Source organism: Klebsiella sp. S69 (assembly GCF_016516145.1).
Classification (GTDB): domain Bacteria; phylum Pseudomonadota; class Gammaproteobacteria; order Enterobacterales; family Enterobacteriaceae; genus Klebsiella; species Klebsiella oxytoca.
Genome location: NZ_JACVUU010000002.1, coordinates 192,090 through 206,306, shown reverse-complemented (window position 1 = coordinate 206,306; position 14,217 = coordinate 192,090). Strand labels below are relative to the sequence as shown.

Annotated in this window: 12 protein-coding genes and 1 pseudogene; 5 read left to right on the top strand and 8 right to left on the bottom strand. The window is 50.2% G+C overall.

Annotated features, from left to right (window positions below):
• Window positions 1–15: 15 nt before the first annotated feature.
• From IAE27_RS03240 to IAE27_RS03215, 6 genes are read right to left on the bottom strand one after another with little or no spacing between them, the layout of a single operon-like run.
• Window positions 16–264, bottom strand: a complete 249-nt coding sequence (locus tag IAE27_RS03240; protein WP_102891651.1) for a hypothetical protein — start codon at window positions 262–264, stop codon at window positions 16–18.
• On the bottom strand, window positions 261–857 hold the full coding sequence (locus tag IAE27_RS03235; RefSeq protein ID WP_200091816.1) for a DUF2857 domain-containing protein: 597 nt from the start codon (window positions 855–857) through the stop codon (window positions 261–263). Before IAE27_RS03235 ends, IAE27_RS03240 begins: the two co-directional genes overlap by 4 nt.
• A gap of 6 nt (window positions 858–863) precedes the next feature.
• The gene (locus IAE27_RS03230; RefSeq protein ID WP_200091814.1) at window positions 864–1,574 is read right to left on the bottom strand and encodes a DUF2786 domain-containing protein; all 711 of its coding nucleotides are present in this window, start codon (window positions 1,572–1,574) and stop codon (window positions 864–866) included.
• Window positions 1,567–3,267, bottom strand: a complete 1,701-nt coding sequence (locus IAE27_RS03225; RefSeq protein ID WP_200091811.1) for a ParB family protein — start codon at window positions 3,265–3,267, stop codon at window positions 1,567–1,569. The genes IAE27_RS03230 and IAE27_RS03225 overlap by 8 nt, the downstream gene beginning before the upstream one ends.
• A complete protein-coding gene (dnaB-PI, locus tag IAE27_RS03220; RefSeq protein WP_200091808.1) occupies window positions 3,264–4,634 on the bottom strand; it encodes an SPI-7-type island replicative DNA helicase in 1,371 nt (456 codons plus the stop codon). The genes IAE27_RS03225 and dnaB-PI overlap by 4 nt, the downstream gene beginning before the upstream one ends.
• A complete protein-coding gene (locus IAE27_RS03215; protein WP_200091786.1) occupies window positions 4,627–5,502 on the bottom strand; it encodes a ParA family protein in 876 nt (291 codons plus the stop codon). The genes dnaB-PI and IAE27_RS03215 overlap by 8 nt, the downstream gene beginning before the upstream one ends.
• 303 nt (window positions 5,503–5,805) lie before the next feature.
• On the opposite strand from IAE27_RS03215, the gene IAE27_RS03210 reads away from it, so the two are divergent.
• From IAE27_RS03210 to IAE27_RS03195, 4 genes are all read left to right on the top strand, one after another.
• Window positions 5,806–7,062 (top strand): tyrosine-type recombinase/integrase, encoded by a 1,257-nt coding sequence (locus IAE27_RS03210; protein ID WP_200091784.1) that lies wholly within the window; start codon window positions 5,806–5,808, stop codon window positions 7,060–7,062.
• Window positions 7,063–7,273: 211 nt separating this feature from the next.
• Window positions 7,274–8,335 carry a nucleoid-associated protein gene (locus IAE27_RS03205; protein ID WP_109240513.1) on the top strand — a complete coding sequence of 354 codons (1,062 nt, stop codon included), beginning with the start codon at window positions 7,274–7,276 and terminating at the stop codon, window positions 8,333–8,335.
• Window positions 8,307–9,785, top strand: a complete 1,479-nt coding sequence (locus IAE27_RS03200) for a hypothetical protein (protein ID WP_109240512.1) — start codon at window positions 8,307–8,309, stop codon at window positions 9,783–9,785. Before IAE27_RS03205 ends, IAE27_RS03200 begins: the two co-directional genes overlap by 29 nt.
• A gap of 141 nt (window positions 9,786–9,926) precedes the next feature.
• The gene (locus tag IAE27_RS03195; protein ID WP_109240511.1) at window positions 9,927–10,568 is read left to right on the top strand and encodes a hypothetical protein; all 642 of its coding nucleotides are present in this window, start codon (window positions 9,927–9,929) and stop codon (window positions 10,566–10,568) included.
• Window positions 10,569–10,939: 371 nt separating this feature from the next.
• Here IAE27_RS03195 and IAE27_RS03190 read toward each other — a convergent pair whose 3' ends face one another.
• Window positions 10,940–11,677 carry a hypothetical protein gene (locus IAE27_RS03190; protein WP_200091782.1) on the bottom strand — a complete coding sequence of 246 codons (738 nt, stop codon included), beginning with the start codon at window positions 11,675–11,677 and terminating at the stop codon, window positions 10,940–10,942.
• Between the two features lie 520 nt (window positions 11,678–12,197).
• Here IAE27_RS03190 and IAE27_RS03185 point away from each other — a divergent pair.
• Window positions 12,198–13,196 (top strand): annotated as a pseudogene (locus tag IAE27_RS03185) (IS110 family transposase).
• A 131-nt stretch (window positions 13,197–13,327) separates the two neighbouring features.
• Here the strand turns inward: IAE27_RS03185 and IAE27_RS03180 are convergent.
• Window positions 13,328–14,098, bottom strand: coding sequence for a DeoR/GlpR family DNA-binding transcription regulator (locus IAE27_RS03180; protein ID WP_109240509.1), 771 nt, complete (start codon window positions 14,096–14,098; stop codon window positions 13,328–13,330).
• Between the last annotated feature and the right edge of the window lie 119 nt (window positions 14,099–14,217).

Sequence of the window (14,217 nt, the reverse complement as noted above, 5' to 3'; positions counted from 1 at the left end):
CAGACTGGTATGCCGCTATTTCCGTATGGCGCTGTTATAGCGTTCGTGGCTGAGAAGAAGCCAAGTCCGGCCTTCGTTGCGGCTCAGCAGCCGCCAGAACGGGCCAAGATCGATTTTGTAGTAACCACACCCTTTTTCATCGAGCCGGGTGTAATTACGCGCCCCCTGACGGAAGCGGCGAACCTGCCGTAACGCCTTCTGACAGCACTGTGGCGGCGTACCGTGAGGGGCACGCAGACCCGGCGCAACCACCCTGTATTTCATGCCGTTTTCCTTACCGCCGCCCGGGCAGGGTGAGTCTGCGTCTCCCGGGTACGGTGCCAGCCGCGGACGGCGTGCCAGACCGACGTCAGCGAGACGTTCATCTGCTCTGCAGCCAGCATCATCACGTCCAGCCCGTCAGCACTTTCCGCATCGTCAACACCTGACTTCTGCCACTGTCGCCAGAGCGCAGCATTATCGTCATCACCGAGCGCATTACCGCGCCCCGGCCGGACGTCGATACCGGCAATACGCCGGCGGGCCGCCACGTCCGTGCTCGACAGCCCGAAATAGTGCGCCATCAGCTCAATGGAGCCGCCCAGCGCCAGCGCCCGGTCGATTCGCTGAAGGCGTTTCTGTTCCGTCCGGGCCTGCTGCAGCATACGCACCAGATTGCCGTGATTGATGCCCACACTGATGATCGACACCTCACTGCCGGAAAGGTAGTGCAGCTCTTCGAGCGAGAGCCCCTGCAGCATCTGCATTTCTTCCCGGTTGAGTCCCAGCGATTCGCAGCGGCGCAGATAGCCACTTCTGAGATCCATTACCAGCTGCATCAGAAGCCCGTTCGCAGCCTGAGATAAACTGTTCATCATTCCCCCTTAATCCTCATGGTAACCGATGGCTGCCGGACCCCGGCCGCTGACACCCTGATGAAGCCGGGCGTTCTGCCCGGCCTCGTACCCCTGATAACGTGCTGTATCTGCCCCGCGGCAGGCTTTCAGCTCGCGGGTTGTGACTGTTTTCATACTGCGGCTTTCCAGCCAGTGGCCCATCACCTGCTGCTCTTCGCGGCTGAGGTCAGTCGCCGATATCACCTCACGCACCCCCCATACCCAGCCGTCACGGAACTGTTCCGCTCTCGCCCGGCGCGTGGCCAGTTTCAGCCGCTTGCTCTGGGTTTTGAGATAAGAATTTGTGGCATCTTTCAGCTGGCGCGTCAGCACATCAAAGGCATAGGCTGCTATCTCAGGTTTTTCACTGAATCCGTAAAAGGTTACCGAACGGCGATACCCGGCAGAGGTCTGACGCCATGAGTAATAAGCGCGGCAGCCAAAGGCATGACAGACGCCCCAGACAAGGGTCACCATCCATTCCGGAACTTTTTCAGCATCCGAAGGGGCCGTGCGGGAAGACGCTTCGCGCACAGATGTAAGACCGGCGTCAAGCTCGCTGATACCGTATCTGGCCATCAGCTTCTGGGCACGCTGCAGGGCCAGTCCTGCCTCATGGGCATTACTGTTGCTGCGGCCCAGCTTCAGCAGTTTCCTGACAAGATTCAGCAGTCGCAACTGTCGCTGTGAGTTACTCATCACTGTTATCCTCCCCGTACGTCAGACCGCGTTGCAGCTCCCGGAGACGGCGCATAACGCGCATCAGGCGCAGCAGTTTCAGAGCATCTTCATCTGTCAGGGCAGGTGCTTCCCCCTCACCCGGCCCGCCGGTGAAAAGCTCCGGCAGACCACAATCCCCTGCCGCAGGATGCAGTGCAGGCGCTTCGCCGGTCATGCCCAGCAGAAATGCGGCAGCTTCAGAACACACCTCACCTGCCGCGCCGTAACCGGCAGACATGTCGTTGTCGCGTTGCGGTAGAATTTCATCTTCGCAGCCAAGGACCTCACCCAGCTCCCATGCCAGACGAAAGGCGGTATTCTGCAGGTGCTCAATATCGTCCTGATGGGCCGGCACATGCCAGATGCTGTCATTAATGACCGGCGCATCATCCTGCAGGACAACTTCTGGTTCAGGTGTCAGCAGGGAAAGGAGGCCATCTTCTCCACTATTCTCTTCCGCACCATCCTCTTCTCCATTTCCTTCAGAGAAGGTAATCAGCCCGGTAATAACCCCACTATCACCTGAAATAACCGGTGCCGCACCGTACATATCCGGCTGAACCTCATGCCGGGGAGACTCACTAACCGGTGTTTCAGAAAGCGAAGACGCATGACCCTGATCGGGCGATACCGCCCCTTCAGGGGCTTCAGGACGTGAACCGGAGACAGCCAGCGGGACGCCCTCATCCTCATCTGACTTTGTTGCAGGGAGGTCGGGTTCAGCATTTACAGGTTTGTCTGTAGCAGGCAGGGCAACCGGTTCCGGGTCACCAAAGTGATGCCGGCGGTTGCGTTCTTTGGGGTCAAGCTCCATCATCCAGCGGTCATAGTCCAGCTCCGGATGGGGCAAGGCCTGGAGTAAATCACCGATCAGTTCATCCCGAAACATCTCCTGAGACCACAGTTCCGGCGAGTTGAAACGGCCACAACACTGACCAAAAACGTCGCTGAAAGATTTTTCGCCTGTGTCTGAAATCAGGCAAAACGTATCCCACACGCGTTCCGCATCATGCCGGAGCGCCAGCAGGGCCGCCACCTGCGGCCTGCCGAGCCCGGATTCGAGCAGGTCAGGGATCCACGGATAAAGATATTTCAGCGCGTCTTCCATGCGGCTGACTGTAGAATAATGGACCGGCAAACCCTCAAGGGTCAGCAGCTCTGACAACTGACGCAACGACACCGTTTTCCCCATCTGCTCTTCATAGATAGCGCGCGCGCTGTGGATACCCTTCGCCTTTTCAATAAAGCTCAGGTCCCCGCGCACTTCATTCTCAGCCAGGTGGCCGATAACGCACTGCAGCCGTCCCGGCCACGGTTTGAACAGCACGTGGACCCGGAAAAACCGGTCTTCGCCGGTCTCCTGCCACAGTTCGGACAGGATCTGATAGCGGGTATTGCCGCCGTCGCTGAAAATGTAAATATCGGGTTCACCATCCGGATCCCGGGTCACCTTGGGCACGGTGTCCAGCCCGCGCGAGCGGATGGAAGCCTTAATATCGTCATAGCGCGGATTGCGTGAAGTCCGCGGATTATCAGGATTCGGGCTTAACTGATCGAGCGTCAGGACCATGGGCATTTCGGCTGCCGGCATAACGCTGATATTGCCGGCCGCCTGCGACTGGCGTCCCGGCTGCAGCATGGCGGCCCCCACCTCAGAACGTTTACGACTCATGCCTGTTTCCTCCCGCTGCGGTAACCGAAGTCATAGCTGCCTTCCTGAAACGCCGAAAAAAGCGTATAGCGCCCGTCAAATTTGACTTTCACCGTGCCGGTTGGACCCTGACGCTGCTTGCTGACAATGATCTCAGCCACCCCGGCATCAGGGGTGCCGGGGTTATAAACCTCATCCCTGTAGATAAACATGATGAGGTCCGCATCCTGCTCCAGCGCACCGGAGTCACGCAGGTCACCATTGTTGGGCCGTTTATCGGCTCGCTGCTCCACCTGCCGGTTGAGCTGGGAAAGCGCCAGTACCGGACAGCCCAGTTCTTTACCGAGCGCCTTGAGCGAACGGGAAATTTCCGCTATTTCCTGCGTGCGGTTTTCCTGCTCGGGGGAGCGAACAAGCTGCAGATAGTCCAGCATGATGAGAGAGGGTCTGCCGTATTTGCGGACATAGCGACGGGCGCGTGCGCGCAGTGTAGCCGGGGTCTGGTAACTGGTATCATCAATGATCAGACGGTTTTTCCACTCAATAATGCGACCGGTAGCCGCGGACACGCGAGCCCAGTCTTCATCATCCATGTTGCCGCTGCGAAGCCGGGACAGTTCCACCCGGCCTTCCATCGCCAGCAGGCGCATCATCAGTTGCTCTGCGGGCATTTCAAGGCTGAACACAAAGACGAAATCGTCAGGTTTTCCTCTTACGGCCGCAGTGCAGGACGCCATCGCCAGTGAGGTTTTCCCCATTGACGGGCGCGCCGCCAGAAGCGCCAGATCCCCGGGTTGCAGACCACATGTCATCGCGTCCAGTTCACTGAACCCTGTCGGTGTCCCGGTGAGGCCGTCACTGGCGGACATGCTTTCCAGATGCGTCAGCAGTTTATCCAGCGACTCGTTAACACCGGTCTCACTGTTGAGCTGCATGGTTCCCTGTTCGGCAATGTTAAACAGCTTACCTTCAGCTGACTCAAGAATGCCCGCCGAGCTCGCTTTCGGGGCCTGCACATCGGCAAGAAGACTGTTACCCACCGTCATCAGCTGCCGCAGGCGGCTTTTCTCCGCCACCACACCGGCGTAAGCCAGGATATTGGCCGCAGACGGCGTGTTTTTACTCATTTCAGCCAGATAGGCAAAGCCGCCACACTGTTCAAGGTCGCCTCTGTTCTCCAGCCGTTCCGTAATAGTGATGAGATCGAGCGGTAGCCCTTCTCCGGCCAGCTCGGCCATCACGCGGAAGACCATACGGTGCGGCCGGGAAAACAAATCTTCCGGGGAAATTTGCAGTATCACCTCATCCCACCGGTCATTATCAAGCATCAGTCCACCGAGCACGGCCTGCTCTGCCTCATAGGAGCAGGGCATTATCATCTCAGACATGGCGCACCTCCCGGGTCAGAACGTCACTGAAGCGGGATTTCCACTCAGGAAACAGTTCACTCGCGAGATCGTGCATAGTGACGGCTGCGGCCGGGCCTTTGCGCCGCGTTTTGTACTCCAGACGATGCACGGGCTGCTGCTTCACGTGACCCAGTTTGAAAATATCCAGCGCCTCAATACGGGTGTCGAGCAGACGATACACGTCACGGTTGCCCAGCGCCGCGGCATCGTAGTGTTTTTCGTTAATGATGGTGGCAAGACCGTCCATCGCTTCACGGTCAAGCAGGGTGTTTTCGATGCAGTTGACGAGAATGGAAATATCAGGAAGGCGGATACCGTAATTTTCATAGGTTTTCAGGCGGGTAAGCATATGAAGGGAGCCGCGGATAAATTCCCGGACATCCGGAAGGATGGGTTTAACAACGCCCATCACATTACCGGTAGAGGACAGAAGGGAAAGCTCGGTCATGACGCCTGTTGCGCCTTTCGAATCTACAATAATGACGTCATAACGGTTAAAGAAAGGATGCTGAAGTATGTTACGCAGACGCAGACGCCCGTCTGCAGCGTGGAGCATCGCGGTCGGCAACAGTTCGTCCGGGTCGTTAGAGTAGATGACATCGAGATTTTTTATGGCGGTCTGAGAAATGCACTGCGTATGGTCACTGACCATCTGCATCAGCAGTTCATAGAGGCCGAAAGGGGATTCATGCTCCAGCGCAAAGATACTGCTGGCAGTCGGCTGGGAATAGTCCGCATCGACAAGAAGGGTGTTCAGGCCGGCATCGGCAAGAAAGCCAGCAAGGTAAGCAGCAAACGTGGATTTGCCTTCTCCACCTTTGGGAGAGATAACGGGAAGTATTGTCATTTTGCACACTCTTTACAGTATGCAAATACGCCTGTTTACAAACTATTAACTTTGACTCAGGGATTGAAAATCCCCGTGTCCTTGGTTCGATTCCGAGTCCGGGCACCAAATTCATATCAACGGACCTCCACGGAGGTCCGTTTTTGCATTCTGCGCCCGCCAAAATACGCTCCTCGCGAATCATCCGTTTCCACCGAACTCCATCGAATTCCACCTGCATCAAGTCTCTTGTGCGGGTACATATGAGGGTATAGTCTGATTCGATAAAACTCTGTACCCTCATCCAACATCAGGAACATAGCAATGGCACTGACTGACGCTAAAATCCGCGCAGCCAAACCGGATGAAAAACCTTATAAGCTGGCCGACAGTGGCAACATGTTTTTGCTCGTTCACCCTAATGGCTCCCGCTACTGGCGATTGCGCTATCGTCATCTTGGTAAAGAGAAAACGCTGGCGCTTGGTCAGTATCCCGAAGTTTCACTGTCTGAAGCGCGTGATAAACGCGATGAGGCCAGAAAACTCATATCTGAAGGTATTGACCCGTGTGAACAACGGAGAGCGAAGAAAGCTGCACCGGAGGCCGTAAACACTTTTGAGCTCATTGCCCGTCAATGGCATAAGAGCAATAAAAAATGGTCCGAAGCTCACAGCGAGAAGGTGCTCAAAAGTCTTGAGGGTCACGTATTTCCCTATATAGGTTTACGCGATATCACCACGCTGCGAACACCAGATTTGCTGGTACCCGTCAAAGCGGCCGAAACCAAAGAGATATACGAAATTGCAGCCCGTCTTCAGCAGCGTATTACAGCAATCATGCGCTATGCTGCCCAGTCAGGCATCATCAGCTATAACCCTGCCGTGGATATGGCCGGCGCTTTAACAACGGTGAAACGCCAGCACCGCCCTGCTCTTGCCCTGAGTCGTATTTCAGAACTCCTTGAACGTCTTGATGCATACAAAGGCCAGCCTCTTACAAGACTGGCAACAAAACTCACCCTGCTTATCTTCATCCGTTCCAGTGAACTACGCTTTGCCAGATGGTCAGAGATCGACTTCAAGAAAGCCATGTGGACCATTCCTCCAGAGCGGAAACCTATTGAAGGGGTTAAGTACTCGCACCGTGGTTCCAAAATGCGTACAGAGCATCTGGTCCCGCTCTCCAGACAGGCGCTGGATATACTGAAGCAGATCCACGCCATCAGTGGAGAATATGAATTGATTTTCACTGGCGACCACAATCCCTGGAGACCTATGAGTGAAAATACCGTGAATAACGCATTGCGGTTGATGGGCTACGATACAAAAGTCGATGTCTGTGGTCACGGCTTCAGAGCAATGGCCTGCAGTTCATTGATTGAATCTGGTCTATGGTCCAGGGATGCTGTTGAACGCCAGATGAGCCATCAGGAACGTAATGGTGTCCGGGCTGCCTATATTCATAAAGCAGAGTTCTTAGACGAACGCAAATTGATGCTGCAGTGGTGGGCTGATTTTCTCGATGCAAATAGTGAAAATCCGGTCTCACCTTTCGATTACGCCAGACAACAATACTTATAATCCATTCTCCCGGCATCTCTGCCGGGAGAATGTTCCCTCATTTTTTCTTTTCCCGGTATACCTTTATTCACAGACAGGGTGAGGGTTAACTGGGACATGACCCCGCACTGAAATATTTTACGTATGTACGGGGGATTACCTATACTACCCGCTTTAAAGATTGTCACAGCAATTAACAATAAAATAAGACACGAAATAATGGGGCATCACTATGAGTTTTTTAACGGATGAAGAAATTAATGCACTGACAATAAAACGAATGATTTTTCATGTCGTCGGTGGGGAACTGGAGATCCCCGTGCTGCTCAGTGAAATATCACCGCCTGAACACGTCGATTTTTTCCTGGAACGGATTAAATCTGCATTAAGCGGTAACATGTTCCGTTTTACGGAATTGTCCAATACCGAGCGTATTCTGCGCCTCATCAGGAACAATGCCGATACCGACGCGGACTGCTTCACCGAGCAGTCCACCTTTCTGGCAAACGATTTTCAGTCTCACCACCACACAAAAAATGCCAGTATGGGGGTATTTTTTCTTTTTGAGCTTCACACCCTCAACGATGAAAAACTGTTTGCCCTCATTAAATATGATAACGAGGATGTGGTACGTTACGTGCTGGATGCGGAGGGAGACGAGTTTCAGGTTCCCAGACTCGAACGTTTCCGCGAAAGCTTCGTCAAGAAAGCTGAAGCCATGCAGAAAATTGCTCTGGTCCGCCTGACGGAAGATTCTCAGGGAGGGCGGGTTGTCGTACGGGATCGCAGCAAACGAACCAATATCTCCGTTTATTTTGAGCGTTTTTTACAGGTACAGCGCGTCAACAGTACAACCGATCTCAGCGACAAACTGGTTGCCGCACTCAAGGATGTCTTCAAAAAGCATCGAGACCTGTTACCGGACGACATCAGACGCAGCGGTATTAACAAGATTTATGAAACGTTACATCACGGGGCGCAGGATTTTAACACCGATGAACCCCTTTCCCTGCTGAACCAAATTTTTGGACCAATGGAAGAAGATCATCCATTGGTCAAATCCTTTACCCGAAAAATAAAAGACCTGGGAATTTCAGGTGAATCTTTCCGGATCACCCCTGAGAACATTCCTAAGCCACGGAAAAGAAAACTGGAAACTCTGGAAGATGTTATTGTTATCTACGATGAGGATAATGCACCGGATATCCAAACGATGGAAGACGGGCGAAAACGTATAGTGATAGTGACTGCAGGGCTGGTGACAGATGACATCGATACTGGAAAAAATCGGTAAGGCAATTGACTGCTCACGCCGCGCATCTGATCTGGTGATCACAGAAGATCAGCAGGCAACCACCCGGAAACTATTCATTTCCGGAAGCATGGATAATGACACCCTTCAGTTATGGGGGGAAGTGATAGATACTGATGCAGAAAACCTCCGGATCACCTTTGTTGATGAAAGCCGGGATGATATCCACCCCGCTCAGGGTGTCCCCGGTCAGAAGCATTTTATCACCATAATCAGCGATGAAATCCCCGGGATCCTGCGACTCTTCACCCTGGAAGGGTGGCGCACGTTTTTATTCCAGGATCCCAGACTCCGTCAGTATCACCGCATCTGCGCCCTGTTTGTCAACGAATCGTTTGAAACACAACAGTGGAAGGTCGTGCCATGGAAACAGATGCAGCCGGAGGGGAGTGAAACCAACGCCCCTATTCGGACCGTCTCCGTCACAAAAAGTATTATCAGATGTTTTTCAACCGACTTTCTTCCTCCGGATACTATTGCTCCCTGGATCCTGATATTCGGCGATAAAATGACCGGTGAACCAATGAAGCTCTGGGCGTCCCTCGCCTGCCGGGAGTTGTTGAAGTGTTTCGTCAATGAGCTTTTTTCCGCCGAAATAAAAAAAGTCGGATTGTCCGGAAAACCGCCACGAAAAATCCCTTTCGGGGAAGAACATGCGGCTCTACCCGCCTTTGACGTCATTCAGGAAACGGCAAAATGGATTTTTCTGGAAGGGAACGAAACTGAGCTTAAACATACCTTTCTATCCAGCGAACTGGCCAGAGAATGGCCCGAGGGTGTCACGTTTTGTGAAGGCATTGTGTGTCGACTCCCCCCGGCACTGGAGTCAGCCCGACTGCTCTACAAAGCCCATATCCGGACAGGGGGAAAAGACACCCTGAAATCGCTGGGCGATTTGCGAAAAAGCCTGACAGAGGATACCCAAAAAATTCTGCAGCAGTCGCGGGACCTGTCTTCCGCGTTGTGGAAAGATATGGCCCTGGTTATCAGCACTCTGGTTCTTCGCTACAGCCTGGAGGCTCTGAAGGCAAGTGGTCCGCAAAAAGTGTATGCTCTGGCTTTTTGTGCACTAGCCCTGTATATCGTCATCTCATACGGGATGTCGGTCTATATCAACCGGCATGCCCTTTCCCTGCAGGGAAAAAACAGAACCACCTGGAGAAATAAGTTATATGGTTTTCTGGATGAACAGGATTATCAGGAACTGGCGGGTTTTCCCGTTAATACCGCAATGCGGTCATATCACCGGGTTGAGCGAATAACGTCAGCCATCGTGCTCATTCTGGTTACGCTATTACTCACGGCAGCAGCAAGTGAATTCTGGTCGCTCAGTATGCTTCTGCAGTCTGGCTACACTTGGGTTATGAGTGCGCTACAGCTTCTGACACCCACGACCCTGTGCGGCCCGAACGGATTTCTTGTGTACCCTTAAGGGCTGAAATGAAACAATCGGAGATCATCACTGGCTCTGGTAATGGACAACATTCATGGTAATCAGTCCTCAGGTGGCCAAATAGAAGTTCTATTTTGACCGGTCGGTAATACCTTCACCTCAGCAAACAGGAATGCCATTATGGAAAATAAAATACAGGACACAGAAATCTGGTCAGTTAATTATCAGGCCAGATCGATTCTGGGTAACGATGAGACCAGATGGATCACAACAATCACCGGCGATATTATTGCCAGTAACGATGACGGAGAAGAACGACTTGCGGGGAGAGTGAAATATTACCGGATTCACGCTAATGATGCGATGGATAATGGCTACCGACCGGAGGATATCCTCGATCTCACCAGCAATACTGCCCATTTTCTGGGGACAATCTTCGATAACGGTGGATGTTATTTCAGACAAAAAATTCAAAACCTGTTTGATACTGAAATATTGAACTCAGACCTGCTCCTGGTCGACCGTATCGAGATATTACCACCATTCAGAGGGAAAAACGTCTTTTTACAGGTTATTAACGACGGGATACGCTGTATTGGCGGTCAGGCTGAGTTAATTGCCCTCAAGGCGTTCCCGCTGCAATTTGAGGTCCCATCAGAAGATGAAGAGCATATCCAATGGCAGAAAAAAATGGCCAACGACCTTTTTTGTCAGGAACAAAAAAAGGCCTTACGCCGGCTGACTCGTTATTACAAGAAAATGGGTTTTATAAAAATATCGGATACAGGTGTGATGGTAAAACCTGTCGTACAACTCTGGTAATCCGCAAGCCCTAAAGGACCTCGAGGAAACTCTGATTACAATGATGAGCAGAAAGATACAAATACAGCAGCATAAAAGCTCAGCCCTAAAGGACTGAGCTTTAGCATGTTCTTTTTTGTAATTAGCGAACACTCTTCCTTATATAATCGCCCCGAATAATTTTTCCATTTTGTCTTTAATACTTTTTAAACGTTTGTCAACATAGGTACTATGAGCGGCTTTTAAACCAGACAATCTCATCAACGCCTGCGTAGTTAAGAATTGCTCTTTATTACTATCACAGACATATATTAGAAGTTCCATATTGGATTCTTTTAAAAATGCACTAACTTCCTCATTATATTTTACTATCAACTGTGCATATTCATCTCTCAGACCAAGTCGCTTAACTTGTTTTTAAGCTTCGGTGTTTTTATGTCAGCCAAATCATCAAGTCTGACCGTGGCAAATGAGTTATAAAATTTCCTGAGGTCTGTCACGTTATCTAAAAGACGTTTTAAAGCCATTGATGAAGAGATGGCACTAATTTTTCCCAATTTAGTTTTAACCCAGATCTCCTGGGTATGTAATTCTCCATTTTCATCTTCAACCGTTTTTAATCTTTGCACATCAACAAACACATCCCAGTTATTTGTTCTCTGAGCATCGTAGATAAAACTCAAAACCTCATTGGGGAAGGTATTATAAATTTTTCTTAGCTTACCTTCTTCCTCTTTGACTGTCTTTTCAAGGTCCACAATATAGCTCGCCGTTTCCAGCTTATTTTCGATTAATAATGATATTTTCTCAAGTGCTTCTTTCCGGTCAAGTTCATCATTAATACGATTTTTTTCCCGGATGAAATCATTATGGGCTGAAAAATAGTTTACCGCACAATCACAACCAATCAGTGCTTCAACTCCTTCCAGTGAAACACCCAGCCAACCATTATTATGTTTCTGACGACAAATTCCTTTATTTGTACGTACCTGACAAATATGTCTTTCTTTAAAAGAATATTTACCAATGAGTTTATGAAAATTATCAGGGCTGATCTCATAATTTTGATCAAAAGCAGGGCGTTTACAAATATCATCGTAGCTTAAAAAACGCTCAGAGCATGTGGTCATTAGTTCTCCTGTCCTGGATTAAACTCTGACACTGGGATCGTATACAGTACTGGTTAAACACACACTTAATTGGCGATAAAAACAACACTATGTCAGGTAACTCAATGAAGAGTACAGGAGGTAGTGAGGGTAGGAGCTAAAAGTCAGGTACTAAACCGACAGATGCGGATACGGGCACCACGTTGGCAGCGGCAAGAATAGATGCATAAAACTGACGGATGGTAATGAATCGTTTTGTTATCGGATTCGGTGACCACCTGAGCGCTCACCTCCAATACGGCGGCAATTACACTGAATGATAGGCTCACAACAGATGATTTGCCGCAGCAGACTAACAGCTCATAACCTTCATTTTCGTTCAGATGCTTCTTCGGAAATGTTGTCAGAAACAACATTATGGGTATGAGTAAGCACTCCCCTAACGCTATCCTCTTTAACATCACCGGACCAAATAGCGTAAAACTCACTGACCTTTTCATCGCCCTATTCTAGTTGATAAATATGGAACTGTAGTGATGTGATGGACGTCCTTCCTGACGTAGCCAGTGCCATACTTTTACTGTCTGCGTTTTCTACGGGAGTAAATCACATGAGTACGATCAGAGCTGTTGGTATTGATATCGCCAAATCAGTGTTTCAGGTCTGCGTCTGGATGATTGATGGTTCCATTGTCTGGAACAGAAAAATATCACGTCAGAAATTGCTGGATACGCTTCGCCAGTTTGAACTTGGAACTCTTGTTGCTATGGAGGCCTGTACCACTTCGCATTTCTGGGGGCGAACCTTCGCATCTATAGGCTATTGCGTCAGACTCATCTCCGCACAACACGTAAAAGCTTTTGTCCGTAGCCAGAAAAATGCTGCCAATGATGCGCTGGCAATATGCGAGACAGCATCTCGCCCGGGTATTCACTTTGTTTCTGTAAAAACCACAGAACAACAGGATATCAAGGCGCTTCGGAACACTCATCAACTGATGGTTGAGCAGAGAACGGCGCTGGTCAATCAGCTTCGTTCTCTGCTCGCTAAATATAGCTTCACTATTCCTGTTGGGATCTTGCGTCTCCAGCAACAGCTACCGGAGCTACTTGAAGATACCGCAAACAGCCTGACATTCCCCCTTCGTCGACTACTGTCCTCGCTACGGGAAGATATGCAGGCATTAAATGAACGAATTACCGGTCTGGATAACGAAATTGCCGCGCTGTCATCACAACAAATCGCGTACCTCCATCTATTAACAATCCCAGGCGTCGGTCCCCTGATTGCAGCAGCGTTTCTCAGTGAAGTTGATGCCACACAGTTCTCGAGTGGGCGAGAATTATCGGCGTAGTGCGGACTGGTTCCACGCCAGCACAGTTCGGGTGGAAAACAGCTCCTGTCTTCTGTGACGAAAAATGGCAACCGGAGTCTGAGAACGCTCATTATTCATGGTGCACCGTCTGGAATGCGCTGTGTGAAAAAGCGCGATGACAGACAATGTCCAACCCCTATAGGCACGGTGCTGATCACTCCTTAGAGGGCAAGCAATCTGTACCGCAAACAGGTAAAAGGAGACGCAACTAAAAACAAAACTGTTATTCGGAAGGGGAGCTGAAACATTCCTTGACTGAACTGCTCACTTTCCTTCAGGTATGGAGCATTTTCAGGTTAATCAGCAACTATAACTTCCGTCAATTTTGAAAGATGATTTAACTCATCTTCTGATATATCGGAATCGGTAATGAAGTAATCAATATCAGACCAGCCGCAGAACTGGAACAATCCGGAACTTGTGAACTTGGTACTGTCACTGACGACGACTTTCAGGCGGGCACTTTTCACCATGGCAGCTTTTATTTCCGCTTCTTCATAAGAGGCGGTACAGGGACCGTTACGGCTTTTTAATCCGTCAGTTCCCAGAAAGACAATATCGGCATTAATCAACTGAAAAGCGTTAATTCCCCACATTCCCACCAACGCCTGACTGTTTGCATGCAGTTTCCCTCCCACGAGAAAAACATCATTATCTGTATGAGCAAGTGGCTGGATGGTATTAATGGCATTAGAAATAACTGTTAATTTACTTTTGCTCATCAAAGCCATTGCCACACATTGGACAGTACTACCTGTATCAAGGATCACCACGCCCCGTTCAGGGATCAACTGAATTGCAATTTGTGCAATTTGCTCTTTAATTTGAAGATGTTCACTGGTTTTCAGGGCCAGAGGTTGTTCGATGGCAAGAATATTCCCGGAGGCTATTGCGCCTCCGTGACCCTTTGTGGCGATACCTTTTTTGTCAAGATAAATTAAGTCTTTTCGAATTGTCTCGGTAGAAACCCCAAACATTTCCGCAATTTTCCCAACCTTCACGCTACCTTCCGCGATCAGGATTTGGGCAAGCTTGTTTCGTCTTTCAATCGTCAAAGAAGAAGCCATCAAAACACCTTGTCAAGAAAAACCAACCAATCCCAACTCATAATATTAAGAGAGCAAGATTAGCAGGAATTCTACCATGTGCAAGACCTGAATAACTGTCATCACGGAGAGAAAGCCCA

Excerpts from the sequence above, each read along its gene's own strand:
- IAE27_RS03200 (WP_109240512.1), top strand. The coding sequence starts at position 8,307 with ATGACATCGATACTGGAAAAAATCGGTAAGGCAATTGACTGCTCACGC.
- IAE27_RS03230 (WP_200091814.1), bottom strand. The coding sequence starts at position 1,574 with ATGAGTAACTCACAGCGACAGTTGCGACTGCTGAATCTTGTCAGGAAA.
- IAE27_RS03215 (WP_200091786.1), bottom strand. The coding sequence starts at position 5,502 with ATGACAATACTTCCCGTTATCTCTCCCAAAGGTGGAGAAGGCAAATCC.
- IAE27_RS03225 (WP_200091811.1), bottom strand. The coding sequence starts at position 3,267 with ATGAGTCGTAAACGTTCTGAGGTGGGGGCCGCCATGCTGCAGCCGGGA.
- IAE27_RS03180 (WP_109240509.1), bottom strand. The coding sequence starts at position 14,098 with ATGGCTTCTTCTTTGACGATTGAAAGACGAAACAAGCTTGCCCAAATC.
- IAE27_RS03195 (WP_109240511.1), top strand. The coding sequence starts at position 9,927 with ATGGAAAATAAAATACAGGACACAGAAATCTGGTCAGTTAATTATCAG.
- IAE27_RS03205 (WP_109240513.1), top strand. The coding sequence starts at position 7,274 with ATGAGTTTTTTAACGGATGAAGAAATTAATGCACTGACAATAAAACGA.
- IAE27_RS03240 (WP_102891651.1), bottom strand. The coding sequence starts at position 264 with ATGAAATACAGGGTGGTTGCGCCGGGTCTGCGTGCCCCTCACGGTACG.
- IAE27_RS03210 (WP_200091784.1), top strand. The coding sequence starts at position 5,806 with ATGGCACTGACTGACGCTAAAATCCGCGCAGCCAAACCGGATGAAAAA.
- IAE27_RS03235 (WP_200091816.1), bottom strand. The coding sequence starts at position 857 with ATGATGAACAGTTTATCTCAGGCTGCGAACGGGCTTCTGATGCAGCTG.
- IAE27_RS03190 (WP_200091782.1), bottom strand. The coding sequence starts at position 11,677 with ATGACCACATGCTCTGAGCGTTTTTTAAGCTACGATGATATTTGTAAA.
- dnaB-PI (WP_200091808.1), bottom strand. The coding sequence starts at position 4,634 with ATGTCTGAGATGATAATGCCCTGCTCCTATGAGGCAGAGCAGGCCGTG.